The organism is Nonomuraea sp. SBT364, assembly GCF_001083785.1.
Classification (GTDB): Bacteria; Actinomycetota; Actinomycetes; order Streptosporangiales; family Streptosporangiaceae; genus Nonomuraea.
Genome location: NZ_LAVL01000013.1, coordinates 15,198 through 41,511 on the forward strand (window position 1 = coordinate 15,198; position 26,314 = coordinate 41,511).

The 26,314-nt window shown below is 69.9% G+C and carries 30 protein-coding genes, 1 tRNA gene and 1 pseudogene; 17 read left to right on the plus strand and 15 right to left on the minus strand.

Going from position 1 to position 26,314, the window contains the following annotated elements; all coding sequences use genetic code 11:
* Window positions 1-19 precede the first annotated feature (19 nt).
* Window positions 20-658: an AfsR/SARP family transcriptional regulator gene (locus ADY59_RS08965; protein ID WP_049560087.1), complete on the minus strand. Its 639-nt coding sequence runs from the start codon at window positions 656-658 to the stop codon at window positions 20-22.
* Window positions 659-1,174: 516 nt separating this feature from the next.
* Between ADY59_RS08965 and ADY59_RS08970 the strand changes: the two genes are divergently transcribed.
* The 7 genes from ADY59_RS08970 (at window position 1,175) to ADY59_RS09000 (ending at window position 5,841) form a co-directional block, all read left to right on the plus strand.
* A complete protein-coding gene (locus ADY59_RS08970; RefSeq protein ID WP_049560089.1) occupies window positions 1,175-1,930 on the plus strand; it encodes a hypothetical protein in 756 nt (251 codons plus the stop codon).
* Between the two features lie 10 nt (window positions 1,931-1,940).
* Window positions 1,941-2,588 carry a hypothetical protein gene (locus tag ADY59_RS08975; protein ID WP_049560091.1) on the plus strand — a complete coding sequence of 216 codons (648 nt, stop codon included), beginning with the start codon at window positions 1,941-1,943 and terminating at the stop codon, window positions 2,586-2,588.
* The gene (locus tag ADY59_RS51185) at window positions 2,585-2,968 is read left to right on the plus strand and encodes a hypothetical protein (RefSeq protein ID WP_049560093.1); all 384 of its coding nucleotides are present in this window, start codon (window positions 2,585-2,587) and stop codon (window positions 2,966-2,968) included. Before ADY59_RS08975 ends, ADY59_RS51185 begins: the two co-directional genes overlap by 4 nt.
* Before the next feature lie 25 nt (window positions 2,969-2,993).
* Window positions 2,994-3,182, plus strand: coding sequence for an antitoxin (locus ADY59_RS51190; protein WP_049560095.1), 189 nt, complete (start codon window positions 2,994-2,996; stop codon window positions 3,180-3,182).
* Between the two features lie 68 nt (window positions 3,183-3,250).
* A complete protein-coding gene (locus ADY59_RS08990) occupies window positions 3,251-3,913 on the plus strand; it encodes a hypothetical protein (RefSeq protein ID WP_049560097.1) in 663 nt (220 codons plus the stop codon).
* A 78-nt stretch (window positions 3,914-3,991) separates the two neighbouring features.
* The gene (locus tag ADY59_RS08995) at window positions 3,992-5,008 is read left to right on the plus strand and encodes an ATP-binding cassette domain-containing protein (RefSeq protein ID WP_049560099.1); all 1,017 of its coding nucleotides are present in this window, start codon (window positions 3,992-3,994) and stop codon (window positions 5,006-5,008) included.
* Complete coding sequence (locus ADY59_RS09000; RefSeq protein WP_049560101.1) at window positions 5,005-5,841, plus strand: ABC transporter permease; 837 nt, start codon at window positions 5,005-5,007, stop codon at window positions 5,839-5,841. The genes ADY59_RS08995 and ADY59_RS09000 overlap by 4 nt, the downstream gene beginning before the upstream one ends.
* Here the strand turns inward: ADY59_RS09000 and ADY59_RS09005 are convergent.
* Window positions 5,823-8,957, minus strand: a complete 3,135-nt coding sequence (locus tag ADY59_RS09005) for a BTAD domain-containing putative transcriptional regulator (RefSeq protein ID WP_049560103.1) — start codon at window positions 8,955-8,957, stop codon at window positions 5,823-5,825. The two genes, ADY59_RS09000 and ADY59_RS09005, sit on opposite strands and share 19 nt — an antisense overlap.
* Before the next feature lie 91 nt (window positions 8,958-9,048).
* Here ADY59_RS09005 and lgt point away from each other — a divergent pair, with 91 nt between their 5' ends.
* The gene (lgt, locus tag ADY59_RS09010) at window positions 9,049-9,930 is read left to right on the plus strand and encodes a prolipoprotein diacylglyceryl transferase (protein WP_049560106.1); all 882 of its coding nucleotides are present in this window, start codon (window positions 9,049-9,051) and stop codon (window positions 9,928-9,930) included.
* Between the two features lie 370 nt (window positions 9,931-10,300).
* Entirely contained in the window at window positions 10,301-10,792 is a 492-nt protein-coding gene (locus ADY59_RS09015) for a hypothetical protein (protein WP_156325385.1), read from the plus strand.
* A 93-nt stretch (window positions 10,793-10,885) separates the two neighbouring features.
* Here ADY59_RS09015 and ADY59_RS47440 read toward each other — a convergent pair whose 3' ends face one another.
* Together ADY59_RS47440 and ADY59_RS09025 are read right to left on the minus strand one after the other, a co-directional pair.
* Window positions 10,886-12,223, minus strand: coding sequence for a serine/threonine-protein kinase (locus ADY59_RS47440; RefSeq protein ID WP_197093508.1), 1,338 nt, complete (start codon window positions 12,221-12,223; stop codon window positions 10,886-10,888).
* Window positions 12,224-12,320: 97 nt separating this feature from the next.
* The gene (locus tag ADY59_RS09025; protein ID WP_197093509.1) at window positions 12,321-13,349 is read right to left on the minus strand and encodes a hypothetical protein; all 1,029 of its coding nucleotides are present in this window, start codon (window positions 13,347-13,349) and stop codon (window positions 12,321-12,323) included.
* A 1,054-nt stretch (window positions 13,350-14,403) separates the two neighbouring features.
* Here ADY59_RS09025 and ADY59_RS49765 point away from each other — a divergent pair.
* Window positions 14,404-14,871 (plus strand): hypothetical protein, encoded by a 468-nt coding sequence (locus tag ADY59_RS49765; RefSeq protein ID WP_156325388.1) that lies wholly within the window; start codon window positions 14,404-14,406, stop codon window positions 14,869-14,871.
* Window positions 14,872-14,903: 32 nt separating this feature from the next.
* Window positions 14,904-15,658 (plus strand): annotated as a pseudogene (locus ADY59_RS09035) (replication initiator); the annotation flags it as partial.
* 22 nt (window positions 15,659-15,680) lie between these two features.
* Here ADY59_RS09035 and ADY59_RS09045 read toward each other — a convergent pair.
* From ADY59_RS09045 to ADY59_RS52395, 4 genes are all read right to left on the minus strand, one after another.
* Window positions 15,681-16,172: a hypothetical protein gene (locus tag ADY59_RS09045; RefSeq protein ID WP_156325389.1), complete on the minus strand. Its 492-nt coding sequence runs from the start codon at window positions 16,170-16,172 to the stop codon at window positions 15,681-15,683.
* Between the two features lie 122 nt (window positions 16,173-16,294).
* Window positions 16,295-16,370, minus strand: a tRNA-Ala gene (locus ADY59_RS09050).
* A gap of 25 nt (window positions 16,371-16,395) precedes the next feature.
* Entirely contained in the window at window positions 16,396-17,115 is a 720-nt protein-coding gene (locus tag ADY59_RS09055; protein ID WP_049560123.1) for an HAD family hydrolase, read from the minus strand.
* A 15-nt stretch (window positions 17,116-17,130) separates the two neighbouring features.
* Window positions 17,131-17,250, minus strand: a complete 120-nt coding sequence (locus tag ADY59_RS52395; protein ID WP_013130296.1) for a DLW-39 family protein — start codon at window positions 17,248-17,250, stop codon at window positions 17,131-17,133.
* 227 nt (window positions 17,251-17,477) lie between these two features.
* On the opposite strand from ADY59_RS52395, the gene ADY59_RS09060 reads away from it, so the two are divergent.
* The gene (locus tag ADY59_RS09060) at window positions 17,478-17,684 is read left to right on the plus strand and encodes a heavy-metal-associated domain-containing protein (RefSeq protein ID WP_049560126.1); all 207 of its coding nucleotides are present in this window, start codon (window positions 17,478-17,480) and stop codon (window positions 17,682-17,684) included.
* A 4-nt stretch (window positions 17,685-17,688) separates the two neighbouring features.
* Here ADY59_RS09060 and ADY59_RS09065 read toward each other — a convergent pair whose 3' ends face one another.
* The 3 genes from ADY59_RS09065 to ADY59_RS09075 all read right to left on the minus strand — a co-directional run bounded on the left by ADY59_RS09065 (window position 17,689) and on the right by ADY59_RS09075 (window position 19,618).
* Window positions 17,689-18,207 (minus strand): universal stress protein, encoded by a 519-nt coding sequence (locus ADY59_RS09065; RefSeq protein ID WP_049560129.1) that lies wholly within the window; start codon window positions 18,205-18,207, stop codon window positions 17,689-17,691.
* Window positions 18,208-18,310: 103 nt separating this feature from the next.
* Window positions 18,311-18,991 carry a hypothetical protein gene (locus ADY59_RS47445; RefSeq protein WP_053174563.1) on the minus strand — a complete coding sequence of 227 codons (681 nt, stop codon included), beginning with the start codon at window positions 18,989-18,991 and terminating at the stop codon, window positions 18,311-18,313.
* A gap of 33 nt (window positions 18,992-19,024) precedes the next feature.
* Window positions 19,025-19,618: a TetR/AcrR family transcriptional regulator gene (locus ADY59_RS09075; protein ID WP_231618616.1), complete on the minus strand. Its 594-nt coding sequence runs from the start codon at window positions 19,616-19,618 to the stop codon at window positions 19,025-19,027.
* Window positions 19,619-19,707: 89 nt separating this feature from the next.
* On the opposite strand from ADY59_RS09075, the gene ADY59_RS09080 reads away from it, so the two are divergent.
* The 5 genes from ADY59_RS09080 (at window position 19,708) to ADY59_RS49770 (ending at window position 22,725) form a co-directional block, all read left to right on the plus strand.
* A complete protein-coding gene (locus ADY59_RS09080) occupies window positions 19,708-20,262 on the plus strand; it encodes a hypothetical protein (RefSeq protein ID WP_049560134.1) in 555 nt (184 codons plus the stop codon).
* 61 nt (window positions 20,263-20,323) lie between these two features.
* The gene (locus ADY59_RS09085; RefSeq protein ID WP_049560137.1) at window positions 20,324-20,854 is read left to right on the plus strand and encodes a copper chaperone PCu(A)C; all 531 of its coding nucleotides are present in this window, start codon (window positions 20,324-20,326) and stop codon (window positions 20,852-20,854) included.
* Window positions 20,854-21,987: a Dyp-type peroxidase gene (locus ADY59_RS09090; protein ID WP_053174566.1), complete on the plus strand. Its 1,134-nt coding sequence runs from the start codon at window positions 20,854-20,856 to the stop codon at window positions 21,985-21,987. The genes ADY59_RS09085 and ADY59_RS09090 overlap by 1 nt, the downstream gene beginning before the upstream one ends.
* 131 nt (window positions 21,988-22,118) lie before the next feature.
* Window positions 22,119-22,547 (plus strand): YybH family protein, encoded by a 429-nt coding sequence (locus ADY59_RS09095; protein ID WP_049560140.1) that lies wholly within the window; start codon window positions 22,119-22,121, stop codon window positions 22,545-22,547.
* Window positions 22,548-22,578: 31 nt separating this feature from the next.
* Complete coding sequence (locus ADY59_RS49770) at window positions 22,579-22,725, plus strand: hypothetical protein (protein WP_156325390.1); 147 nt, start codon at window positions 22,579-22,581, stop codon at window positions 22,723-22,725.
* A gap of 54 nt (window positions 22,726-22,779) precedes the next feature.
* Here the strand turns inward: ADY59_RS49770 and ADY59_RS09100 are convergent, their stop codons facing one another.
* From ADY59_RS09100 to ADY59_RS09115, 4 genes are read right to left on the minus strand one after another with little or no spacing between them, the layout of a single operon-like run.
* A complete protein-coding gene (locus ADY59_RS09100; RefSeq protein ID WP_049560148.1) occupies window positions 22,780-23,982 on the minus strand; it encodes an ABC transporter permease in 1,203 nt (400 codons plus the stop codon).
* A complete protein-coding gene (locus tag ADY59_RS09105) occupies window positions 23,982-24,662 on the minus strand; it encodes an ABC transporter ATP-binding protein (RefSeq protein ID WP_049560150.1) in 681 nt (226 codons plus the stop codon). The genes ADY59_RS09100 and ADY59_RS09105 overlap by 1 nt, the downstream gene beginning before the upstream one ends.
* Window positions 24,659-25,786, minus strand: a complete 1,128-nt coding sequence (locus tag ADY59_RS09110) for a peptidoglycan-binding protein (protein ID WP_049560153.1) — start codon at window positions 25,784-25,786, stop codon at window positions 24,659-24,661. The genes ADY59_RS09105 and ADY59_RS09110 overlap by 4 nt, the downstream gene beginning before the upstream one ends.
* A complete protein-coding gene (locus ADY59_RS09115; protein WP_063780606.1) occupies window positions 25,786-26,277 on the minus strand; it encodes a hypothetical protein in 492 nt (163 codons plus the stop codon). Before ADY59_RS09115 ends, ADY59_RS09110 begins: the two co-directional genes overlap by 1 nt.
* Window positions 26,278-26,314 lie beyond the last annotated feature (37 nt).

The following is a 26,314-nucleotide window of genomic DNA, read 5'->3' on the forward strand; positions in this document are numbered from 1 at the left end:
CGAGCCGGGCCCGCTGACGTCAGACCGCCTCCACCCGGCCGGTGCCGAAGGGGTAGAGCTGCCGGATCACCGCGACGATGTCCGGCGCCGGACGTACGCCGAGCTCCCGCGACAGGATTCTGCTGAACTTCTCGTACTGGCGCAGCGCGCTGCTCGGGTCGCCGCGGCGGGCGTGGATCTCCAGGAGGATGCGGTTCGCGCTCTCCGACCACGGCTCGGTCTGCACCGCGGCGAGCCCGTACGGCAGCGCCTCGGCGGGCCGGCCGAGGCTGAGCAGCCGGGCGGCGGCGCTCTGCAACGCCTGGGCGGTGAGCGTGCGCAGCCGCTCACGGCGGTCGACGGCCCACTCGTCGGTCCAGTCGGCCAGCAGCGGCCGGTCGACGTCGGCGGGCGGGCCGGCCAGCTCCCCGGCGGAGGCGCCCCCGCCGTAGATGGTGTCGTTGATCCATCGGGTCAGCATCTCGACGTCCACCTTCGTGCCTTCGGACAGGCACAGGATGTCGCCGTCGCACTCGACGACGTCACGCGTCACCCTGGCCAGCCTGGACAGGGTGGTGCGGAGGTTGGCCAGCGCCTGCTGCTCGGTCCCGCCGGGCCAGAGCAGTCCGGCCGTCTGCGAACGGGACATCGGCCCGATGACCGCCAGTGCCGCGATCATCCTCGCCACCCCGTGGGGCAGGTGCAGCGTGGAGCCACCCCGCCGTAGCCGGAACGGCCCCAGGAGCCGTAGCTCTTGGTCTGATTTCGCCACCTGCATCCTCCCCCTGGCCCCACCCCGGATGAGCGTATCCAGGCATATGCGGAACAGCTGGCAGAAAGTCACGACCACGTTCACGCGCCGCGATCGCATCATCACACGGACACGGGCGTGTGGATCATGTACGGCGGCCTCCGTCACAGGTGTCGTGCGCGTGCCCGGCTGAGGCGATCCGGTCACGCCGACCGGGCGAAATGTCCAGATTCTCCAGGTCAAGCCGGTGTCCGCCCCGCTGGTGAACACGGCGGCGTTGCGTGAGTGTGCCACGCCGGTGTGCCGACGCCCGCGCGGCGGCAACGCGGCCGCCACGCCGGCACGCGGCCACGTCCCGCCGGCGCCCGGATCCGCCCCCGCCCCGGAAACGGCCTCCCGGCTTCACTGTTGGTCATCAGTCCGCTCCGATCCGTAGGAGGAACGATGAGCAACCAATCCGCGTTCGCCGCAGCCGTGAAGCTGCCGCCCCCGCCGCCCAGGCCGCAGGCCGCGATGGGGGCCGCCGAGGCGCCGACGCAGAGCACCGGCGAGAGCGCGTCCGTCGTCGGCAATTCGATGGTCGCGTTCACCGCCGACGTGTCATCCCAGCACAAGGACGACCTGCTGAACTCGTTCGGCCTGGCCCAGCTCGCCGTCACCGCCCAGGGAGCCAACGCGGAGGCCGACCCGCTCGGCTACTACCACGGCGTCATCAACGTGCTGACCAACATCGGTTACACCGGCCAGTCGGTCAACTTCGCCGACTACACCGCGCAGACCGCCACCGTCGAGATCGACAAGGTGGTGCTGGAGATCATGACCTCGCTGGTCACCGCGCCCGAGCTGGAGATCGTCAAGGCGGCCCTGGACGCGCTGAAGTCGTCGGCCAACGCCGACGCGGCGCCATGGCAGCTCTACCACAGCCAGTCCACCAGCGAGAACAACGGAAGCTTCTCGATCGGCCTGGCCACCGAGACCAACAACAACGTCGCCGTGAAGCTGTCCGCCTTCCACTTCGCCGGCAGCGAGACCGCGACCAAGTTCCTCTGGATGTCCTACTCGTCGTCGTCCGTGCACATCCAGCAGGGCCAGACCGCGCTGGTGCTCAACGACGCTCTCTACGGCACGGTCCGGGAGACCGTGACGCAGAAGATGAGCAGCCATGCGAGCAGCTACATCGCCAACCTCCCGTCGCTGTAGGCGGCCTCCGATGGACGCACTGCTCGTCGACGGCGCGTTCCTGCTGCTGGACAGCGGTCTCACGGCGCAGCAGGGCCAGGACGTCGTCAACTCGGTCCTGCTGGCCAGGCACGTCGCGGCGCAGACCGTGGCGGCCGACGCCGGCGGCTACGCCAACGCGCTGCGGCAGGCGCTCGGCAACATCGGCTGGACCAGCACGGACATCGCCACACACGACACACCGCTGACGACCGGCGGCACGCCGCTGACGTCCATCGCCGGGGAGATGGTCAAGATCGCGTCCGCCGATCTCGTCGACCGGCTGGTGGCCGAGGTATCGGCGCTGGAACGGGCCGGTCCGGCGATCCGCCGGGCCTGGGCGGCCCAGTCGAACCAGACGCCGGCCCGGAGCCTGCTGCTCATCGCCACGCTGAACAACGACGTGCCCGTGCTCGTGTACGACTACAACGAGCTCGCGCCGGCGGAGCACGCCACGGGATACCCGTGGTCCGCGCTGACGGACCCCGGCACGCTGTCCCAGTTCAGCGGCTCGGCCGTGATGAACCGGATGGTGTTCACCACCGCCTTCAGCTCCGCCCTGGCGACCAAGGTCGCGCCGATGCGCTCGACGGCCGTCGTCCCGCTGCCGGAAGCCGACGTGGAAAGGAAAAGCCGATGATTCTGCAACAGCGCAGCGACCCGCAACCCGCCCAGGACCTCGGTGCCGCGGATGACACCGTCATCACCGGCCCCATGGGCGACTGCGTCTCCGTGGTCGTGCTCTGGAACCAGGTCGGCGGCCGCTATCAGAACGTCCGCGGCTATCACGGGTCCGGCGGGTTCCAGGCCATCAATCTGCCGTCGTTGTTCCACCAGGTGCCGAACAACGCGGGCACCTCCGTCATCGGCTTCTTCACCACCCAATCGCTGTCGTCGAACGATCGTCAGCGGTTCGTGGACTACTGCACGCAGAATTTCCCGCTCGCCAGGTCGACCGTGGCTCAGGGAGGAGGCAACTACCGCGTCGACAGGACCGGCGAATGGGCCGTGCAGCAGTGAACGGAAAACACCAAGGAGAAATGTCATGGGAATCAAGGACTGGATCAAGAAGGCCGAGGAACTGGCCGAGGAGCACCCCGCCGAGACGGCGGAAATCCTCGACAAGGCCGAGGAGTTCGTCGAGAACGACACCGGCCACAAGTACGACAAGCAGATCCAGCAGGGCCTGGACGAGGTCAAGCGCACCATGAGCGACGACAGCGGCCAGGCATAACACCTGAGAACGTCGCGGCGCCCGGTGCCCGGCACCGGGCGCCGCCCCGCCTGGAAAGGACCGGGAGAATGACCACTCTGTACGGCGGCTCGGACAGCCTCATCAACCACGGCAGATGCGCGCGCTGCGAACAGCCGATCGACAGGCACAAAGTTCCGTACATACGCCCCGACGGCAGTGCGGCGCTGCTGGATTCGTTCAAGGACGCGGTTTACCGGCTCGCCCGATCCGTGCTGCAGAAATCCGGACCGGCGCTCCCGCCGGCCACCATGATGGGCGCGGCGGTGGCCTCGTTCAAAAGCCAGAAGATGCTGTACGTCACCATCTCCGGCGACAGCGCCGGCAAGATCCTGCCCAACATCGACAGGAAGGGACTGCCCAAGGAGACCATTTTCGTCCAGGACACGACGGTCCTCGTGAACGGCAAGCTGCTGGGCATCAAGGGGCAGCCGTTCACCCCGGCGGTGCTCTCCTGGCGCGACTCGGCGGACATCCGCCAGGAGCGTTACTTCACACCCGGCCAGTGCGCGGCGCAGAAGCTCCTCAGCCAGATCTTCACAACCACGAAACAACGTGGCGCGGCGCCGGAATGCATCTCCCTGGCGGAGACGTTCTTCCGCGACTACCCGTCGGACAGCGGCAAGCGGATCTGGGACACCGCGGACTTCGCGGAGTCGTGCGACACCTGCAAGCAGGTGCTTCCCCAGATGCTGTGCGACCTCGCCGACTGACGGACCGGCCCCGGAGGCGGCGCAACCGGTGAAACCGGATGAGGGTGTCGTGAAACCGGCGCCGCCGAGAGTGAAGCCATGAGCATCACAGAACTCGGGGCCGGCCATCCCCCCGACAGGACGATCGACCTCGCCGTACACGCGCGGGGGCTGGTGAAGACGTTCGGCGGGCACCGCGCCGTGGACGGGATCGACCTGGACGTGCGCCCTGGTGAGATCTTCGGCGTCCTCGGCCCGAACGGCGCCGGCAAGACCACCACGCTACGGATGCTGGCCACCCTGCTGGAGATCGACGCGGGCCGTGCCGAGATCTTCGGGGTGGACGTGGCCCGCGACCCGCACAGGATCCGCCAGTTGGTCGGGGTCACCGGGCAGTACGCGTCGGTCGACGAGAACCTGACCGCCCGCGAGAACCTCTGGCTCTTCGCCCGGCTGCAGGGCGTCGCCGCGCCGCGCGCCCGCAGCGTCGCCGCCGAGTTGCTGGGCCAGTTCGGCCTGGAGGACGCCGCCGACAGGCCCATCGCCCAGTACTCGGGTGGCATGCGGCGGCGCCTCGACCTGGCGGCCAGCCTCATCACCAGGCCGCCGCTGATCTTCCTGGACGAGCCGACCACCGGTCTCGACCCGCGCACCCGCGGCCAGATGTGGGACACCATCCGCGGCCTGGTGGCCGACGGCTGCACCGTGCTGCTGACCACGCAATATCTGGACGAGGCCGACCAGCTCGCCGATCGCGTCGCCGTCATCGACCACGGCCGCAAGGTCGCCGAGGGCACCCCCGACGAGCTGAAGTCCGCGGTCGGCGACTCTGCCCTGCAGTTGACGCTCGCCGAGCCGGACGAGGTGCCCGCCGCCGTGGAGGTCGTGCGGCGCGTCCTCGGCTCCGAGCCGGTGGTCAGCCCGGAGCGGGGCCGCCTCAACGTCGCCCTCGACCGGGCCGATCTGGCCTCGGACGTGCTGATCGCGCTGCGTGGCGCCGGGGTGTCGATCTCTTCGGTCAGCGTGGCCAAGCCCAGCCTGGACGAGGTGTTCCTGGCCCTCACCGGCCACGGGACGGACGGGGACGACGAGAAGGACACGGAGGAGAGCCGATGAGCACCATGATCGCACCCGCCCGCGAGACGGTACGGGCCGCCGATCGCGTGGCGGCCACCCGGCGGCGCGTCTCCATGGGGGAGACGCTCAGCCAGACCCTGACGATGGCGTGGCGGGCGGTCAAGAAGATGCGCCGCAACCCGGAGCAGTTCTCCGACGTGGCGCTGCAGCCCATCCTGTTCACCGCGATGTTCGCCTTCGTCTTCGGCGGCGCCATCGCGGGTGACGTACAGAGCTACCTACCTCTGATGATTCCCGGCATCCTCGCCCAGACCGTGCTGACGACCTGCATGGCGACGGGCACGCAACTGCGTGAGGACATGGAGAAGGGCGTCTTCGACCGGTTCAAGTCGCTGCCGATCGCCCGGATCGCGCCGCTCGCCGGCCCGATGGTGGCCGACCTGCTGCGCTACACGACCGCGGCGACGCTGACCTTCGCCATGGGCCTGGTGATGGGCTACCGCCCGGAGGGCGGGGTGGGCGGCGTGCTCGCCGCGATCCTGCTGGCGATCATCACGGGCTGGTCGCTGGCGTGGGTCTTCACCTGGATCGGCACGATCGCCAGGAGCGCCCAGGCCGTCCAGGGCATCTCCATGATGATCTTGTTCCCGCTGACGTTCCTGTCGAACGCGTTCGTCCCCGTCGAGACCCTGCCCGGCTGGCTGGCCGCGTTCGTCCGGATCAACCCGGTCTCGCACCTGGTCACGGCCGCCCGCGACCTCTCCAACAACGCCCTCGTCAGCGGCGAGGTCGCCTGGACGCTCCTGGCGTGCGCGATCGTCATCGCGATCTTCGCACCACTGTCGGTACGCAGTTACAAGCGGCACATGTGATCACGCGCCTCGTGGAGCAGCTCGGAGCCGCGCCGGTCGCCGTACTCGGCCCGCACGGCTGCGATCACCCCGGGCGCGGCCCGCTCGGCGTACGGCTCGATCCGCTCGAAGGCCATGCACGGCATGCTGTTGTTGTACGAGAACCGCTCGGCCAGCACCAGCAACCTGATCGCGTCGCAGGGGGCCAGGCCACCCCGCAGCAATCCCCAGGCGCCGAGCGCGAAGAGCACCGAACCGCACACCGGGTAGTCGAAAATGGGGTTCTCGGCGCCCAGCAGGTCGTGGCCCCGGACGGTCGCGAACAGCTCCTCGCCGTAGCGGACCTCCTCCGGCGGGGCATGGTACGCGTACGCCGTCAGGGTGACCGACTCCGCCATGATCGCCCACGGCGTGGCCTCGACGTACAGCACCCCGGGCAGGCGCAGGTCCCGCGCCCGCTGGACGGCCAGCCGGTACTCCGCGAGCGCGGCGGCCGTCTCGCCCCGGGCGAGCGCGAGCTCCGCCGCGCACAACGAGACCATCGCCACCCCGCCGAGCACCGCCTCGTTGTCGTGGATCCGGCCGAGCTCGGCGAGCTCGGCCTCGGCGGTGTCGAAGTCGCCGTCGGCGAGCGCGGAGACCAGCAGCAGGGCGCGCAGCTGGGTCTCGTCGTCCGTGGCGCCGAGGCGGCTCAGCACCGGGATGGCGGTCCGGGCGTGTGCGACGGCCCGCCGGCGATCGCCCAGGTGCATGACCAGGTGGGCCAGCTCGGCGTGCATGATCGTGACGAACCACGGCCCCTCGTCCTCGCGCATCAGGGTCAGGGCTCGCTCGGCGACCTCGACCGCCGCGCGTACGTCTCCCGCGTTCTCCAGGACGTGGACGTTCGCCTGCATCGCCGCCACGGCCACGTCACGGTCGTCGCTCCGGCACAGCTCGGCCAACCGGCGGCGTACGTCGGCGCCGTCGGGCACGTCGCACGCGATCAGCACCGTGCTCAGGGCCGCCAGGCGGGGGTCCGTCGTCTCACCCGCGGGCAGCGCACGCAGGAGGTCGCGCAGCGGGTCGTCGCGGCGGTCGGTGACGACCATGAGGTTCATCAGCATGATCAGCAGGGCGGACCTGGTCACCTCGACGAGGTGCGGCGGCGGCGCCCAGCCGGTGATCACCCGGGTGATCGCGTCCCGGTGCACGAACACCCGGGAGTGATCGCCGCGGATCGACCACAGCGTGCCGACGCCGGCCAGCAACTGGACGGTCGTCACGGGATCGGACTCGCCGAGCGCCTGCCGGAGCAGTTCGGCGAGGTTGCTCTCCTCGGCGCGCAACGCGTCGGCCGCCGCGAACTGCGCCGGGCTGAACAGCCGGGAGGCGTGTTCGAGGGCGTACGCCGTCGCCCAGTCCCGCTGCGCCGCCCGGGCGGGCGCCTCCTCACCGGCCTCCTTCAGCCGCATCCAGCCGAACTCCCTGACGGTCTCCAGCATCCGGTAGCGGAGGCCGTACCTCGTCTCACGGACGCCGATCATCGACTGCTCGGTCAGCGCGTCCACGACGTGAAGGGCGTCGCCACCGAGTACGTGCTCGGCCGAGGCCAGCGTGAAGCCGTCGCCGAACAGCGACATCCACCGCAGAGCCCGCCGTTCCGGCTCGGCCAGCAGATTCCACGACCAGTCGATGACCGCGAGCAGCGTGCGGTGCCGGTCGGGTGCCGTCCGGTTCCCGCCGCGCAGCAGGGCGAACCGGTCCGCCAGGCGCCGCGCGATCTCCTCGACCGACATCACCCGTACCTTGGCCGCGGCCAGCTCGATCGCGAGAGGCAGCCCGTCGAGGCGGGCGACGATCTCCCCGGCCGCTCCCTCGTCGATCCGCACCCCGGGGCGGGCGGCCGTGGCGCGCTGGCGGAACAGCTCCAGCGCGTCGCCCGTGGGCAGCTCGCCGAGCAGGTAGACGCGTTCGGCGGGGATCGACAAGGGGGCGCGCGAGGTGATGAGCACTCGCAGGTCGCGGGTCGTCACGGTGAGGAAGGCCACCAGGTCGGCGACGGCCGAGATCACGTGCTCGCAGTTGTCCAGGATCAGCAGCGCCGGCGCCTGGTCGAGATGCCGGGCGATCCGGGCGCGGACGTCGGAGCGCTGTTCGGGGGTCAGGACACGCCGCCCGCTGACCGAGTCGCGGACCCCGAGTGCGGCGCCCACCTCGCCCACCACGCCCTCCGGCGAGGAGACGCCGACGAGTTCGACGAAGTGCGCGATGGGCTGGGTGGCGTTCCTGCCGGCGACATGGGCCAGCCGCGTCTTGCCCAGCCCGCCGGGGCCGATGATGGAGACCACCCGGTTGGTCTGCAGCAGGGCGTGCACCGCGCGGATGTCGTCGTCGCGGCCGAGCAGCGAGGACCCGTCGAACAGGATGCCCTCGCGCACCGGCCGGTCGGCGACGAGGAGTTCGGTGTGGACGCGGGCGAGCTCGGGCCCCGGTTCGGTGCCGAGCCGCGCGACCAGGCCGGCGCGATACCGCTCGTAACGCTCCAGAGCGGCGGCGGCACCTCGTACGGCGGCCTCGCTGCGCAGCAGGCAGGCGAGCACTTCCTCGTCGTGCGGCCGATCGGCCGCGGCGTCCTCCAGCAGCGGCAGCGCGCTCTCGTGGGCGCCGCTGCGGCCCGCCGCGACCGCCGCCACCCGTCGCGCCTCGGCCGCCCACCCCGCGGCGACGTCCCTCAGCTCGGCGAGCGGGCCCGTGGCGCCGTCGGACCCGCCGGCCACGAGCGCCATCGCCTCCTCGGCGCGGCGGCGCGCGAGCACCATGTCGTCGTCACCCAGCGCGGCCCGCGCCTGCTCCACCAGCGTGCCGAGCAGCAGCGCGTCGACCTGACCGGCCGGCAGACCGAGCCGGTAACCACGCGGCATCCGCACCGCGACGTCGGCGCAGGTCGCGGCCCTGGTCCGCGAGATGACCACCTGCAGCGCCTTCGTCGGGTTGGCCGGCTCCGCGTCGGGCCACAGCGCCTCGACCAGCCGCTCGACGCTGACCCCCGCGCGTCCGTGCATGGCGAGTACGGCCAGCAGGCTGTGCGCGCGATCTCCGACCACACGCACACCCCGCCAGCGGACGTCGTCGAGCAGAACCAGCGCGGGAGGCACCTCTTCAGCTTACGAACGAACCCGTCCGAGCGAGTCCGGCGACGAGTTCGCCATCTGTTTGCCCGATGAGTTATCCGCTAGCGTCGCCGACATGCTCCTCGCCTCGATTCCCAGCCCTGCCCAGGGGGTCTGGCACCTCGGATTCATCCCGATCCGGGCGTACGCGTTGTGCTTCATCATCGGCATCGCCTTCGGCATCTGGCTGAGCGAGCGCCGCTGGCGCGCCCGGGGCGGCGAGAAGGGCGCGATCCACGACATCGCGGTCCCCGGGGTGGTCTTCGGCCTGATCGGCGCTCGGCTCTACCACCTCATCACCGACTGGCAGACCTACTTCGGGCCGCGCGCGATCAAGGAGCCCTACCAGGCGCTGTTCATCTGGGAGGGCGGGCTCAGCATCTGGGGCGCGGTGGCGCTGGGCGGCGTGGGCGTGTGGCTGAGCTGCCGCCGCCGCGGGCTGTCCCTCGCCGCCGTGGCCGACGCGGTCGCGCCCGGCATCGCGTTCGGGCAGGCGATCGCCCGCTGGGGCAACTGGTTCAACCAGGAGCTGTACGGCAGCCCGACCACGTTGCCCTGGGGCCTGGAGATCGACCAGGCCCACGGCGGCCAGCCCGGCGTGCTCTACCACCCGACGTTCCTGTACGAGTCGCTGTGGAACGTGGCGCTCGGCTTCGCGCTGATACTGGCCGGCAGGCGGTTCGCGTTCGGCACCGGCCGGCTGTTCGCCCTCTACGTCGCCGGCTACACGGCGGGACGGTTCTGGATCGAGGGGCTGCGCATCGACCCGGTCGGCGGGGTGGACCACGCGGTGACGCTCCTGGGGCTCCGGATCAACCAGTGGACCTCGATCGCGCTGTTCGCCGGCGCGCTGGTCCACCTGTGGACGACTCGCGCGAAGGAACCCGAAAAAATCATGACACCGGCCTCCCCGCCCGACGCGACCGAGGAAGCCCGCCGAGTGCCGAACGGTCCTTGACGACCCTGCCGGGTCTGGGAGCCCTTCCGCCGCCTGCGGACCGACCGGGTACGCTCCGATCGCGGCACCGGGCTGGGCCTGTCCATCGTGCGCGCCACGGCCCACGCCCACAAGGGCACGGTGGTGGCCGAACCACGCGAGGCCGGAGCTCGTCCCCATCGGGTGAACATTTCACCCGCCACTCCGGCATTACGGCTCCGCGGCACAAATTTCCGACCTGGTGGCACACCCGGCCTTCTCTCGCGAAAGCCGTCCGCGCAGAAAGTTAACGCCGGGCCGAATAAGCGGCTCTCCATCGCCTCTCTGGACGCCCGGAAGCCCCGACCGTAGTCTCCGTGCGCGCTCCACCGCCATCGCGAAAGAGATGAGGTTGGAATTGACCCGTTCCCAAGCACGGCGTGCGGCCAGATCCGTCGCCATCGCCATCGCCACGCTCGCGGCGATCCTGATGCCCGTCACTCCCGCGCACGCCGCCTACGGCCCGGACCGGACCGTGTCCATCACGGTGAACTCGAACGCCGGCCCGTCCATCATGCTCGCCCAGCTGACCGGCACGCTCGCCTTCGACGACGGGAACACGAAGTTCAGGTACGCGCTCCGGCTGTGCTGGGGGAGCGGGTCCTACCCCAAGCCGAATTTCTACGTCTCCGTCAACGGCAGCACCGTCTTCTATCCGGCCCAGACGGGCACGGCGCCCGCTCCCCCCGGATGCCAGTTGTCCCTGTATGCCTACGACGGTGAATACACCCACTCCGGCACTCTCACCAACGTCACTTTGTACGTGACGGGCGGCTGGTTCTATCCGGGTAACACGTACAACAGCCGCACCAAATCCGTGACCTACGACAACCCTTACAACTGAGCCGCCCCGATGAACACTTCTGGACGGTAGAACACGTACTCTCGCCGACGACGACCATCGGCGGGAGTACGTTACCGGTTGCGCCGCCTGGCGCTAATCGGATCGGGCGGGCAGCCATGATCGCGCCCCGCCCCGGATCGCTTCGCGCCGAACGTGGAGGTGCGAGCTCCAGGCCGACCCGGCAGCCACGAGGACGACGACGCTGATCACGGCCAGCGACGCGTTCGCGGCCTCTCGCCCGGAGAGATTCATCGCGTCGCGGAAGAACTCGCCGGCGCCATGGAGGGCGAAAGCCGTCGCGCCACAGCCGAAGACGAGCCCGGCGACACCGGCGACAGCGATGACGATCCTGCCGACCTTCTCCGGCAGGAACCACGCGAGACTGGCGCACACCAAGCCGGCGAGAACGACATCGGCAACGGCGACGCTGATCGAGAACCTGCCGTTGCTGACCTCGAACCGCTCCCACGTTCCGCCGGCATCGGGAAGCCCGGCGACTCCCAGCACCGTTAGGGCCGCCATCGCCGTGATGGCCACCAGCAGCGCGGCGACGCCGACAGGCGGCCAATTCTTCGGTCCAGCCGGGAGGATCTTGGTGTCGCGCCACCGGCGGACCTCGGTTGCGGGCTGCTCACCCGCGATGCCGACTGCCATGGCCAGCGCTTCGTCGACGGTCGGCCTGCGGTCCGGGTCCTTGTCCAGCAGCCGGGTGATGAGCTGCGTGAGCGGCCCGGATCGTTGCGGCGCCGGGGCCTGCTCCAGGAGTACGGCGGCGAGCGTCGCTTCCGGGGTGTCGCGGCGGAACGGTGAGCGGCCTTCGACCGCCTGGTAAAGCGTCACGCCGAGGGAGAACAGATCCCCCGCCGGAAGGCCGTCGCTGCCGCGCAACCGCTCGGGCGCCGTGTACTCGGCCGAGCCGATGACCATCCCCGTGGCGGTCAGCGCGGTGTCGGTGCGGTGGATCGCGGTCCCGAAGTCGGTGAGCAGGACCTTCCCGTCCTCGTCGAGCATGACGTTGGCGGGTTTGATGTCGCGGTGCACGACACCTTCCCGATGTGCTGCGCCGATCGCCGTCAGCAGTGCCGCGGCGACCTCGACGGCCCTGGCCGCCGGAAGAGGCCCGTGCTCCTTGACGTGCTCGCCCAGCGAACGGCCGTCGACCAGTTCCATGACGATCCAGGGGAGGCCGTCGTCGACGACGATGTCGTGGATCGCGACGATGCCGTCGTGCTTGCGCAACCGGGCGGCGTTGCGGGCCTCGCGCGTGGCACGCGCCAACCGCTCGGCTCGTTCGGCCTCCGGCATCCCCGCAGGCAGCCGCAATTCCTTGACCGCGACGTCCACGCCGAGGGTCTCGTCGCGAGCCCGCCAGACCCGCCCGAAACCACCGGACCCCAGTTCGGCGGCAAGCCGGTAGCGCCCGCCGACCATGTCACCGGCCAGCCTCGAAGTCATGCCCCGTCTCCTGCCATCGGCTCGGCACGAACAGTTGATCAGCGTTCATCAACGTCGATAATGGTACAAGTGGCTATTCACGCTTCTCCCTCTCCCGGATGACCTCCATCGGGTCGTCGAATTCAGGAAGCCCGCCTGCCGGGCCATCGACCTTGACGAAGTTCCGCGGCACCTTGACGGAGACGCCGGAACGCCAGGAGAGGAACTCGGTCGTCGCCGATCCCTCGACCCGCCTGGGCTGGACCGGCCGGCCGGTGATCCAGGTGTCCCAGATAGAGCTGATCTTCAGCGGCCTGCCGTCCATGCCGGTCGTCAGCCACCACGTCACCGTGGCCTTGGCGAGGACGGCATCGAGCTCCGGCCCGACGGTCGCCCGGAAGGTGGCCGACGCCGCGTAGAGATCGGCGAAACTGAGCTTCCCGCCGTAGACCATGACGTACTTGTGCCCGGGCGCACCGCCCATCCGGCCCGTCCACCGCTTCTTGCTGTCGGTATCGGACAGCAGCCGCTGCAGCGTCTTCGGTTCGAAGACGTTGATGATCTGGTCGCTGAAGGCTCCCCCGCTGTGCACCGGGCCGCGCAGGGCCCAGCCGTGCCCCTTCGTGTAGAGAGGTCCGGTGGTGTACAGCTTGCCGTTCGCCGCCACGGAACGGTGTGTCCGCCTCTGGACGTGGAGGCTCCGGCCAACGGGATCCCCCTTGCTGACCAGGTCTTTCAGGATGGCCTTGGAGTCGTCCCGCGTGAAGATCACGCGCCTGGTGAGGTCGGAGGCGACGACGCCCTTGCGACCGAGCTGGATCGAGCCGGCGCGCTTGACGTCGTACTGGAACCATTTGGCGGTGTTGTCGACCACCCGCGAGAGCGAACCGGGGCTGACGTTGCCCACCTCGGTCACCTTGGCGGTGAACCGGCCGGCCATCAGCCGCTTCACCGCCGCCACCGGATCGACGCTTTCCGCTTTTACGGCGGTGGGTGATAACAGGGCACACGCCGTTGCCGCACATACAAGTGAGCTCTTCATGCGCAAGATCTTGGCATTCGCCGGCGGCCGTCGTCGAAAAGGGGCCCTTCCCGATCGTGGAATATGGCGGCGTTGCTGCATCCGTGCTGTACACCACTAACCGGGCCCAACCGGTGAGAAAAGGGATCCCTGCCAGGTTAGGCGGTATCTGACGGCCGGGCTTCGCGGTGAGCTTCCGATCAATTCCACCGTACCTTCGTCACGCATAATCGAGAGCCAGCGCCGTACAGTCTGATCGGTCAGTCCGGTACGCCGGGCCAGCTCGGCTCGCGAGAGCGTCTCGGCACCGAACGCGTCCAGTAGTTGAGGGCGTCGATCGGCCCTTGTCGATGCGGGTACCTCCCCAGGGGGTCGGGCGGTGCCCCCGCCGGGACAACCCGTACTGCGCCCACGTGCGTGCCACCACATCCCCCAGTTCGGCCGTAGCCACGCGCGGATCCACACCGGTCGCGCTCCGGTAGGGACGGTTGTCCAGGACCTCTCCATTTCGGAGCATCGCCAGCACGATGCACTGGCTGTCAGAAAGGCCTCCTTCGCCCGAACTTTCGATCCACCTCACGACTTCCTCGTTCAGCAAAGCATCGTTGGGGATGGTGACAGTGAGCCGTTTTCATCCCCGTGCGGCGGGCTGCTGATCACAGCATGATCGCAAGGTCGACATTCGCCTGATGGCATGGCGAAACCCCTGGTAGACGGGTTGATCACCACAATCACGTCCGTCACNGAAGAGCTGGAAGATTCTTCGGAAGCTACGGTGCTGTCCTTCCAAGGCCGGGCACCTGTGCAAGGCCATCGCCGTCCTCCAGAACCACCGCGTTGCGCAGGCGGCATGAGGATGAAAAGCGTTCACTGGGAGGAAAGTCGGACCAACCTGGTTGGCGACCTCTTCGACAAGATCAGCCGACTCCTTGACGAAGTTCAGGCGCAAGACGCGGCATGGGGACTGCGCGATCGCTTCACCTTCGAGTTACGCACCGCCCACATCCCGCCCAACTGATTATCCCGTCTGCCGTCGACCCACCCGAAGGGGAAGCGCGCCAGGGCCACGGGTGCCATATGGAGCGCCCCGCGGAGGAACGATCTGGTACCCGTGGCCCTGGTCTGCTCGGCTTCTCCCGGATCGATGGCGGGCGGGATGATCGGGCTCACCTCAGCCATCTGCGGACATCGCCATCGAATGTTAGCCTTAGCGATCATCCTGGAGCCGGAGTACTCCCGCCGGAGGCTGCTTGTTCGAGAAGACACGGTGAGGAGCAGTGTGGGAGTCGATGCGGTCTTGATGAGGGTGGATCGCGCTGGAACAAGCCCTCGACGAAGAAGAGTCGTTCCGGCCGGCCCTGTCGTGGGTGACAGGGCCGACGTCTTTGTGCGCTTGGTGGAGCGGGCACGCGGGCGCAGCGGGGTGCCCATGCTGGAGCGCGTAGATCCATATGGCGATCTGATCCTGACCAGTGAGGAGATGCCGCAGTTTCTCGCAGGGCTGGACTACCTCGCTGGGCTCGCAGAGACCGCCGGCGAACGTGACATCCTGGAGAACGTGGCGCGCTTGGCCGCCGTCTGCAGGGAAGACGCCACACTCGAACTTCACCTCGTTGGCGATTGATGCCGCTGGGCTACGGCAAGGTGCGGCCCGTACGGCGGCAGGACGCCCCAGATCTGCCCAGGCGCAAGATGACCAACACGACCCTGGGCCGCACCTTCCAGGCTGCGGACGGCAAGACGTACCGGCCCTCCCTGTTCGTCACGCTCACCCTGCCCTCCAACGGCGAGATCTGCGACGGCGCACCGGTCGATCCGGACACCTACGACTGCGCACGGGCCTCCCGGGACGCGCTGCGCTTCTCCAAGCTCGTCGACCGGTTCGTGCAGAACCTTCGCCGCGTCGCCGGATATGACGTGCAGTACTTCGCCTCTGTGGAGCCCCAGACGAGGCTCGCGCCGCACCTGCACATGGCCATCCCGGGCACCCTGCCCCGCGCCGAGAACAAACAGATAGCCGCCGCGACCTACCACCAGGCCTGGTGGCCGTCCGTTGCCGCCGTGGTCTTCGACGGTGAGCACCTGCCGGTCTGGGGCGAAGAGGCCGGCTACCTCGCCCCAGCCACCGGGGAAGTCCTGCCCACCTGGGCCCAAGCCCTCGACCGGCTCGACGCCGACGAGGACGCCGAACCCTTGCACGTGATCCGGTGGACGTCGCAAGCGTGCTCTCCGGCACCTCCGACGCCGACCAGTGCATCCGCTACCTGACCAAGTACCTGACCAAGAGTCTCGGTCAAGCGCTCGACGGCCAAGCGCAACGCGAGCACGCGGCCCGCTTCGTCGACGCGCTGCGCTACGAGCCCTGCTCACCCACCTGCGCCAACTCGCTGTGGTGCGGCATACTGACGAAGATCGATTAGGCCATTCTTCTACTCACGGGGAATGGCCTTCAACGTGAGACAAGGGCTGACGACTTCTCCTGCCGCCGCCACGCGACGACGGTACCACTTGCGACTCATAGCCAGTCCATCGAAAGAGAAGGATGAGTGCGCCGACAAAGGTCGTGATCACGCCAGAGAACAGGGCAAGGAACGCCATGACGAACTCACCGTCTGGATCACCAACCCCGGAAGGTCGTCCTTCGACCCAGTTCATCGTGGCCCAAGCCTGCGTTGCGACGATCACGCCGAACAGAATCGTGATCGCACCCAGGGCGTAGCCAGGTGTACGCGTCCACGACCGCGTGGCGGCCAGCACGATGCCCACCAGCAATCCGAGTGGAACGGTTACGACCTGTCCAGCGTCCAGCGCCATCAAGGCTGCGAGTCGTGCGTGCTCGAAATTCTCGCCGCGCTGGATCCACAAGAACGGCAGCGCTACGACACCGCCGAGAAGGCCGGTCGCCAGCAACCTGAGCAATGCCACGCGCACCATGATCGCGGGCCTGCTTGCTCCTGTGCCAGCCCAACTGAGGGTGTAGCTGTATTTTGCAGCTGCACAAGATCAAAAAGGCCACCTCCCGATCATGGGATGTGGCCTTTGACGTGTGGTGGAGCCTAGGAGATTCGAACTCCTGACTTCCTGCTTGCAAAGCAGGCGCTCTGCCAGCTGAGCTAAGGCCCCCTACAACGAAGACATCTTACCGAACCTAGGCGGGTACCTGCGTCGTGCCGAGGTCGTCACTGAGGATGAGGTCGGGCAGGCCGGTGATCGACTCCAGCAGGTGCGTCGCGCCGCCCTTGACGAGCCGTTCGCGGCTGTGGACACCGGTCGTCACGCCGGCCACGATCGCGGCGCCGGCGCTGCGTCCGCATCGCATGTCGCTTTCCGAGTCGCCCGCCACCGCCACCTGGCGGACGTCGGGGATGCCGAGGCGGAGCACGGCGTGCAGGACCATGTCGGGCCAGGGCCGGCCGCGGCCGCCCGCGTCTTCGGGGCTGATGGCGAGGTCGACCTTGTCATGCCAGTTGAGCATGGCGAGGACCCGGCTCAGCGTGGTGCGGCTGAAGCCGGTGATGAGGGCGACGTGGACACCGGAGCCCCGCAGCTTGTCGAAGACCTCGATGACGCCGGGCGTCGGGGCGAGGCCGGCGCGTTCGAGGGCGCCCTCGTAGGAGCGTTCGAACGTGAGGTTGGCTGCCTGGGCCTGGGCTTCGTTGTCGGGGAAGAGGCCGCGGAAGACATCGATGGTCGGGCGGCCCCGGGACCGGTGCACGTGGACCATGGCACGTGCGTAGGCCCCGGTCCCGGGGACTATGCCCTGGGTGGCGATCGCCTCGGCGAACGCGCGCTCGACCATGGCGATGTCACCGACCGTGGTGCCTGAAAGATCCAGGCACGCCAGCTTGATGGGGATGACGTCACTCATCGCCTCGCCGGTCGGTTAGTTCTCGCTACCGGTCGCCTCGGTCCAGAGATCGAGCTCGGCGCGGTCGGCCTGCACCTTGCGCCAGATCAGCAACCCCCCAAGGGCGACCAGCGCCAGAACAAGCAGCTTCTTCACGGTGTGACCCCACTTCTTCGACGGTCTCACCTGCCGGGGTGAGACCCAACGGTTGACTTGCAGCCTAGCAAGTGATGGCAGCGGTCCTACGTACCCATCAGTCGGATCATGCCAAATGCGGCGGGCGAGTGCGCGGGGAAGAAAGTCCCGCCCCTGAGGCATACCCTGGGGGGGTAGGGTGTTAGAGTCGGCAGAGCAGACAGCACGACCTGACGAAGGAGCACGATATGAGCACCGCCACCTTCACCGTGAACGGCATGACCTGCGGCCACTGCGTGAGTTCGGTCAAGGAGGAGGTCGGGGAGGTCGCCGGGGTCACGTCCGTGGAGGTCGACCTGGCGAGCGGCCTGCTGACCGTGGTCAGCGACACTCCCGTCGACCGGGGCGACATCGGCAAGGCCGTCGAGGAGGCCGGCTACAAGCTGGTCGGATAGCGGCTCAGTGGCGGCGGCCGAAGAACCGCCGGGCGCGCTCGCCCGAGAGCGGCGCGTCGTCCGGCGGTGACGGCTGCCGTACGATCACGACGGTCGTACGGGCGTGCCGCGCGCAGTACATGCTGGTCGAGGGCAGGAACAGCCTGCTGATCAACCCACGCCGGCCACGGCCGAGCACCAGCAGGTCGCCCTCGCTCGCCAGATCGACGAGGTGATAGCCGGGATCGCCGACCCTGGCCACCATGGCGACGGTGAGGTCGTCGGGCACGCCGCCCGCCACGTCGTCGAACACGCCCGCCACCACCTCCGCGCAGCGGACCTCCTCCCCCTGCCTGACGGCGTGCTGCACGGGCAGCGCCTCGGGGAACGGATGCACGGGAGCCCGGCTGACGTGCACCGCGACCAGCGCCATGCGATGCAGCCTGGCCACCCCGATGGCCCAGGCCAGCGCCCAGCGCGAGGCCGGGGACTCGTCCACCCCCACGATCAGCCTCGGGCCGCCGGGCAGCTCCTGATCCACCACGGCCCCTCCCCTTTGGTTGAGGTACGCGACTGGTTGAGGTACCCGACCATAGTGCTCCCTCGCGCCTGTTACCGGGAGGTGGGAATTGCGAACCTCTCCATGCCTAGACCAGGTTGAGCAAGTCACCGTAAAGAGTGGCGCGTTCCTCGTCCGTGAGGAGGGCGTACGGGCGGGCGGCGCGGCGGTTGGTGGCGGCCTCGACGCGGTCGCGCAGCGGGCCCGGCCGGAGGGCGACGATCTCGGCGGCCGACAGCCCCTCGGCCTGCCACGCCGCCGCGTGGCAGTCGGCGCGGTGGTAGCGGAGCGCGGCCAGCCGGTTGAACAGCAGCACGCCGGGCGGCGTGCCCTCCGGTTCGTACGGCGGGGCCATGACGGCCAGAGCTCCGCCCGGGTCGCGTCTGGCCTCGTCGAGCACCCTGCCCACCAGGGCGGCGGGGGCCGACACGTCCGGCCAGACGCGGGCTACGGCGGCCGCGTGCGCCGCGTACAGCTCGTGGACGGCGGCCAGGCCCAGGTCCGTCAGGCGCAGCACGCCGTCCGTCTCGGCCAGGGTGCCTTCGCGTACGTGGGCCCGGATGGCCGGCTCCCGTTCGGCGGCGTCGCCGTACCGATAGACGGTGGCGAGGTCGTGCCGGGTGACGGAGCGGAGCGGGAGGGCGTAGCGCAGGTCGTTCAGGAGCCCGTCGGGGGGACGGCGGGCGGAGGCGTGCACGTTGACGTGGACCGCGTCGATGACGGGCGCGATGGCCGCAGCGAATGACGGCAGGTCAGGAAATTTCGGCATTGGGGGTCATTTAAGCAGCCCCAAGCTGGCGGACTACGCCGCGCGATCCTTCAGGGCGCCGTGCAGGAAGACCTCGACGAGCTGGGGGGTGGCCAGTTCCTCGGTGCGGGGGCGGGTGAACAGCAGGCCGAGGAAGACGTCGGCGACCTGGTCAGCGGGGAGCCGCAGGGCGTCGTCGTCGGGATCGATGAGGTCGGCGACGGCGTCGCGGATCAGGCGCATGGAGTGCCGCCGGCCGCTCCCGTCGGGGCGTTCCCGCTGCTCGCGCCGGCGGTGGCCGGTGCTGTGCAGGGCGCCGGTCATGGCGGCGATGCGCTCCAGGTGGGCGGCCAGCGCGTCGGCGGCCTCGGCCAGGCGGTCGGCCAGCGGCTGGTCGGCCGGGATGGAGGCGATCTCCTTGACGGCGTGGTCGGGGCGCATGGCCTCGGCCATGCAGGCGTCGATCAGCTCGTCCTTGTCGGTGAACACGCGGAAGACGGTGGCCTCCCCGATGCCGGCGGCGCGGGCGATCTGGCTGGTCGTCACGGCCGTGCCGTACTCGGCGACCAGGGGGAGGGCGGTTGCGATGATCATGGCACGGCGCTCGTCGGGGCTCATGCCGGGGGCTCTGCGTCTCTTCTCCGTCATGCGCCCACCGTACGGAGTGAGCACTCACTCCGTCAACGGGATTCCCTCGATCAACGGGCGGCGGGTCGGCGTGTCATGATTGCGGCATCGTGTCTTCGAGCCTGCCCTTCCGCCTGATCCGCACCGCGGCGTTCGCCGGGGTGTGCCTCGGGCTGGGCGTGGTGGCGCACGTGTTCGGCGGCGGCAGCGTGGCCGGGCCCGCCCTCGTGGCGGGGTTCGCGGCGGCGTTCTGCCTGGCGCTGCCCGTCGCGGGGCGCGAGCGGAGCGCGTACGTGATCCTTCCGCTGCTGGCCGCCGGGCAGCTCGTGCTGCACGTGCTGTTCTCGCTGGCGCACGCGGGATCGACTGCCGAGGCACTCGCGCATGTCGCGCACGCCTCCTCCTCCGGGCTGGTGCCCGGGCTCGGGATGCTGGTCGCGCACGCGTGGGCGAGCGCGCTGACCGCGCTCTGGCTGGCGCGCGGCGAGGCCGCCCTGTGGGGGCTGCTGCGCCGGCTGGCCGTGCGGCTCCTCACCGTGCTCCTGCCGGTGCTCGACATTCCTTTCTCCGCCCCCCGTACGGACGAGCCGCCGGTGCTGCGCTCGGCCGTGCTGCGGCACGTCGTCAGCCTGCGGGGGCCGCCCCGGGTCGTCGGGACCCACTGATTCTCCTTCCGACGATCCACACCCTGTGCGTACTCGCCATGGGTGAAGAAAGGCATGTCCCATGTACGTTCGTCCTGCGCTCCTGCTGGCTGCCGTCGTGGCGCTGAGCGGGTGCGGTTCCAGCCCCGAGACCACCGCCGCGACCGGCGCGAAGCCCACCGCCGAGGCGAGTGCCGCCGTCGTCCCCGCCGCTCAGGGGCTGACGATCAGCGACCCCTGGGTGAAGACGGTCAAGAAGGGGATGACCGCCGCCTTCGGGACCCTCGTCAACGACACCGGCGCCGACCTGACCGTCACGGCCGGGGCCTCGCCGCTGTCACCCGTGATCGAGCTCCACGAGGTGGTGGACTCGGGCGGGAAGATGGTGATGCGGCCGAAGGAGGGCGGCTTCGTCGTCCCGGCCGGGGGCAAGCACGAGCTGCGGCCCGGCGGCGACCACATCATGCTCATGGGAGTCTCCGAGGAGGTGAAGCCGGGGGCGCGGATCTCCTTCACCCTCACGGTGAAGGGCGGGGCGCCGCTGGAGTTCACCGCCATCGGCAAGGACTTCGCTGGAGGCGAGGAGGACTACCAGCCCGGCATGGAGCACTGATGCGCGGGATCAGCCGGCGTGGGCTGTTCGTGGCCGGAGCCGCGAGCGCCGCCGCGACCGCTGTGGGCGGAAGCGCCCAGGCGTCGGCGGGTTCCGGCGTGGAGGCGTTCCACGGGGCCCACCAGGCGGGAGTGGCGACCGTTCCGCAGGCGCACGCCGTGTTCGTGGCCTTCGACCTGCTGCCGGACACCGGCACGGAGGCGCTGACCCGGCTGCTGCCGCTGCTCACCGACGACGCGCGCCGCCTCACCCAGGGGCGGCCCGCGCTGGCCGACACCGAGCCCGAGCTCGCGGCCGGCCCGGCGCGGCTGACGGTGACGTTCGGGTTCGGGCCGGGGCTGTTCGCGGCGGCGAAGAAGGACTCGCCCGTGCGGCCGCTGCCGGCGTTCGAGACGGACAAGCTGGACAAGCGGTGGAGCGGCGGCGACCTGCTGGTGCAGATCTGCGCCGACGACAGCCTCACCGTCGCGCACGCCCTGCGGATGATCGTCAAGGACGCGCGGTCCTTCGCCGGGGTCCGGTGGACGCAGCGCGGCTTCCGCAGTGCCGCCGGAGCGCCGGGCGCCACGCAGCGCAACCTGATGGGCCAGCTCGACGGCACCGTGAACCCGACGGACCTGGACCGGGCCGTGTGGATCGACGACGGGCCCGCATGGCTGCGCGGCGGCACCACGCTGGTCCTCCGGCGCATCCGGATGAACCTGGAGACCTGGGACGCGGCCGACCGGGTGGCCAGGGAGTTCACGATCGGCCGCCGCCTGGACACCGGCGCGCCGCTGACCGGGCGGGCCGAGCGCGACGAGCCGGACTTCGACCGGCTCAACCGGCTCGGCTTCCCGGTGATCTCCGAGTACGCCCACATCAGGCGGGCTCGTACCGCCGATCCCGGCTCCCGCATCCTGCGCAGACCGTACAACTACGACGAAGGGGTCAGCGCGGACGGCAAGTCGGATTCCGGGCTGCTGTTCGCGTCGTACCAGGCGGACGTGGAGCGGCAGTTCGTCCCCGTCCAGCGACGGCTGGCGGAGGGGGACCTGCTCAACGAGTGGGTGACGACGATCGGCTCGGCCGTCTTCGCCATCCCGCCCGGCTGCACGGCCGAGGGCTGGATCGGGGACGGGTTACTGGCTTGACGTGGACGCGCCGCCGGGCGCGGTGAAACACGGTCCCGGAATGTGAGGCCGGCGCGCCACCTCACATTCCGGCGCCGTGCGTCGTCGTACCGCCGAACCTGAACGCACGGACTTCTTGAACGGAGGATGCGATGACTACGGATGAGTCCGAGGTCAGGGCGCTCCTGGCCAGCCGGGTCGACGCTTGCCGCGCGAAGGACATCGACCGGCTCATGGCGCATTACTCGCCCGACATCGTCTATTACGACGCCGTGCCCCCTCTCCAGTTCGCGGGATTCGGCGAGGTGCGCCGCAACTTCCTGCGATGGTTCGACGGGTACGAGGGGGCCATCGGCTTGGAAACGCACGGCCTGAACATCGCGGCGAACGACGGCCTCGCGTTCGCGCACATGCTTCACCTGGACTCCGGCAAGCGCAAGAACGGGCTCGACCTCGCGATGTGGGTACGGTCGACCGTGTGCTGCCGGCGATCGAACGGCATCTGGTCGATCACGCACGAGCATGTTTCCATGCCGATCGATCCGGAAAACCTGCGAGCCTGGTTCCCACCGGAGACCTGATCGCGCGGACACCGATCCGGTCGAGGGCGCCGTGGCCGGCTCGTACCTGTATCCCGGGTTCGACCAGGGCGCGGCGGTCAGGGATGACCCTGAACCGGCCCAGGAGTGGCTGCCCGGGAAGAGCGTCGCCGACTTCCGGCGGGCGATCCCCGGCTGGCCGAACTGGTCGAGCGGTTGAAACAGGCGGCCCGGGCGAAGCGATGACCGCCTGCCCGGGGCCGCCCTCGGACGGTCACGGCGTGGCCAGCGCCTCGGTGGGCGACAGCCGGGAGGCGCGGATCGCCGGGTAGAGCCCCGCCACCGCCCCGATCAGCAGCGTCGCGGCGAGCCCGCCCGCCGTCGCCTCCGCCGGGATGATCGTCGGCCATCCCTTGTAGACCGCGTAGCCCGTCGTGACGACCGCGCCGATGCACACGCCGCCCGCCCCGCCCATGGCCGACAGCAGCAGCGACTCCGCCAGGAACTGCGTACGGATCTGCCCCCGCGTGGCCCCCAGCGAGCGGCGCAGCCCGATCTCGGAGCGCCGCTCCAGCACCGAGATGACCATGGTGTTGGCCACCCCCACCCCGCCGACGATCAGCGCGACCGCGCCGACCCCCAGGAGCAGGCCGGTGAACGCCTGTTCGGTGGCCTGCTTGGCGGCCAGGGCGTCCGAGGGCCGGGAGATGTCGACCTCGTTGGACGCCTCCGGGTTCGCGGTGCCCGCCAGAACCGACCGTACGGCCTCCATCCGGGTCTCGTCGGCGCGCGTGTAGAGGGTGGTCGGGTGGCCGTCGTAGTCGAGCACGTCCTCGGCGATGGGCCAGCCGACCAGGGCGCCGGTGTCGAGGTCGGAGGCGAGCGCGACCGGTTCCAGGATGCCGACGACGGTGAAGCGCTCGCCGCCGATGACCACCTGGGCGTCGGGGCCGGCGGCGCTCACGCCGAGCCGCTCGGCCGTGGTGGCTCCGAGCACCACGGCCGGGTAGGTCTGCGTGGCGGCGTTGAGCCAGGTGCCGCTGCGCAGGGTGGCGCCGAGCACCTCGGGCAGGTCGAGGCGGACGGCGTAGGTGGTGAGGCCGCCGGTCTGGGCGGCGGCTATCTGCTCGGACCGGTAGACCTTGGCCTGGGGGATCTCGCCGATCGCGGAGACCGCCTGGACGGGGCCGATGCGTTCGATCATCGCCTCGGCGTCCACCGGCATCTTGGCCTCCTCCCCCAAGATCGTCTGCCCGGACGAAACGGTGAGCAGGTTGGTGCCGAGCGCCGAGAGCTGGCGGTCCAGTTCGGCGCCTGACGAGGAGGAGATGCCGACCACGCCGATCATCGCCGCGATGCCGATGGCGATGCCGAGCGCCGACAGGAAGGCCCGCATGGGGCGGGTGCGCAGGCCGACCGCGCCGACCCGCATCACGTCGCGGGGGCGCATCCTGGCCGCCGCCAGCGGAGCGGTCATCAGGCCACCCCTGTGAGGGCGGCGGAGTCGGCGACGATGCGGCCGTCGCGCATGCGTACCTGGCGGGGCAGGCTGCCGGCGATCTCCCTGTCATGGGTGATGATCACGATGGTGGTGCCGGAGCCGTGCAGGTCGTGCAGCAGCTCCATCACCCCGGCCCCGGAGACCGAGTCGAGCGCGCCGGTCGGCTCGTCGGCGAGCACCAGCGGGGGATCGCCGGCCACCGCACGGGCGATGGCGACGCGCTGCCGTTCGCCGCCGGACAGCTCGTGCGGCTCGTGGTCGATGCGGTGGCCGAGGCCCACCCGGTCCAGTGCGGCCCGGGCGCGGCGGCGGCGTTCGGACAGCGGCAGGCCGCTGTAGAGGAGGCCGTCGGCGACGTTGTCCAGCGCGGAGACCTTGGCGGCCAGGTGGAAGTGCTGGAAGACGAAGCCGATCCGGGTGCCCCGCAGCGCGGAGAGCTGGTTGTCCGACAGCTTGGACACGTCGTACCCGTCGATGCGCACGGTCCCGCCGGAAGGCCGGTCGAGCGTGCCGATGGTGTTGAGCATCGTGGACTTGCCGGAGCCGGACGGGCCGACGATGGCGACGAGTTCGCCGCGCCGGATCTCCAGCGAGACGGACGCCAGCGCGGTGACCCCGCCGGGGTAGGACTTGCTCACGTCGGTCAGGGAGATCATGAGGCCGCCGTCCCCACGGTCATGCCCTCGGCCAGGCCCTCGCCCTCGATCTCCACGCGGCCCCCGGAGAACAGCCCCGTCTTGACGGCGACGTACCGGGTGGTGGTGCCCTCGACGACCTCGACGCCGAAGCCGCCCTCGCGCAGGGCCACGAGTGAGGCGATCGGCACAGTGAGCACGTCCTCGCGCTTGTCGGCGGTGAAGGTGACGTCCACGGCGGCGTTGTCGAGGCCGTTGGCCTTCTTCCTGTCCTTGGCGTCGAGGGCGACGAGCGCTTCGATCTTGGTTTCCGGCTCCTCGTTGCCCTCCCCCGGCACGATGATGGTGGCGACCTCGGTGACCTTGCCGCGCGCGGTCCTGTCGTCGGGCAGCGTGACGGAGACCTTGCTCTTCTCCTTGGCCAGCCGCTGGTCCTCGGCGTCGAGCCGGACGGTGACGACCTTGGTGGTGCCGGTGTACGACAGCACCTTCTGGCCGGGCGAGGTGGGCTGGCCCACCTGGGCGTCCAGCGTGTCCACGCGCACCTTGCCGTCGGCGAACACGACCCGGCCGAGCTCGACCACGCCGGTCTCCTCCAGGCCGCGGTCCTCCTGCCATTCCATGACGGCCACGGCGGTGGCGTAGGTGTACTCGTCGTCGACGGTGAAGCCGTCGTAGCCGAGCTTGCTGAGGTTGCGTTCCAGGTTCTCCACGTCGCGGCCCTCGACGCCGTCCTTGAGGTCCCGGTACGCGGGGGTCGAGCCGTACATGAGCACCACCGGGTCGTTGTCGACCCGGTAGAGCGATCTGCCACGGGTGATCGTGTCACCGCTGTCCGGCAACCAGGTGATGGTGCCGGGCTTGCGGTTCACCGCGGTGGTCGCCGGGCCGTAGCCGAGCTCGCCGTCGGCCTCCAGCGTGTCCTCCAGCGTCTCCTTGGCGATCTGGACGGTGGCCGGCGGCAGCGCGGCGGCGCTCGCCGGCTCGCCGGTGCGGTCGAGCATGCGTACGGTCACCGCCGCCGCGCCGGCGAGGGCCACCGCGACGAGCAGCCCGGCGATCTTCCTGCCACGGCCACGGCGCCGGCGCGGGCGGTCGGACCCGAGGTCCTGGCCCGCCTTGTCGTCGAGGGTGGCCGAGCCCATCAAGAACCTCCCATGGTGCTGTCCATCTGGCAGGTCTTCTGCGCGGCCGCGAAGTCGGGGTCGTCGCCGACTTCCTTGGTCATCCGGAGCATGCCGCCGTCGGGGTCGGGGAACTGCTCGACGCCGTTCTCGCGCATGCACTGGGCGAGCTTGCGGAGCTTCTCGCCGTTCTGCGGGTTGCCGGGGCCGCCCATGCCGCCCTTCGGCCGGAGGGCGTCGCACGCCTTCTGGGCCTTGTCCATCGCGTCCTTGTTGCCCGGTCCCATCGTCATCTTGACGCCCTGGCCGGGCTTGGGGTCCTCGATGTCGACGCCGTTCTCGCGCATGCACTGCGCCCATTTCACGCCCTGCGCCTGCGGGTCGAGGCTGGGCTGGGCGCTGCTGGCGGACTGCCCGCCCGTGACGGAGGCGACGCCGGTGCCGGTCTCGGCTCCGGCGCCGCACGCTGCGAGGCTCAGTACCAGCACGGCTGTCACGCCTAGGATTCGCATCCGGGTTCTCCTCCTTCTGCGGCCGGTCCGATGCCGG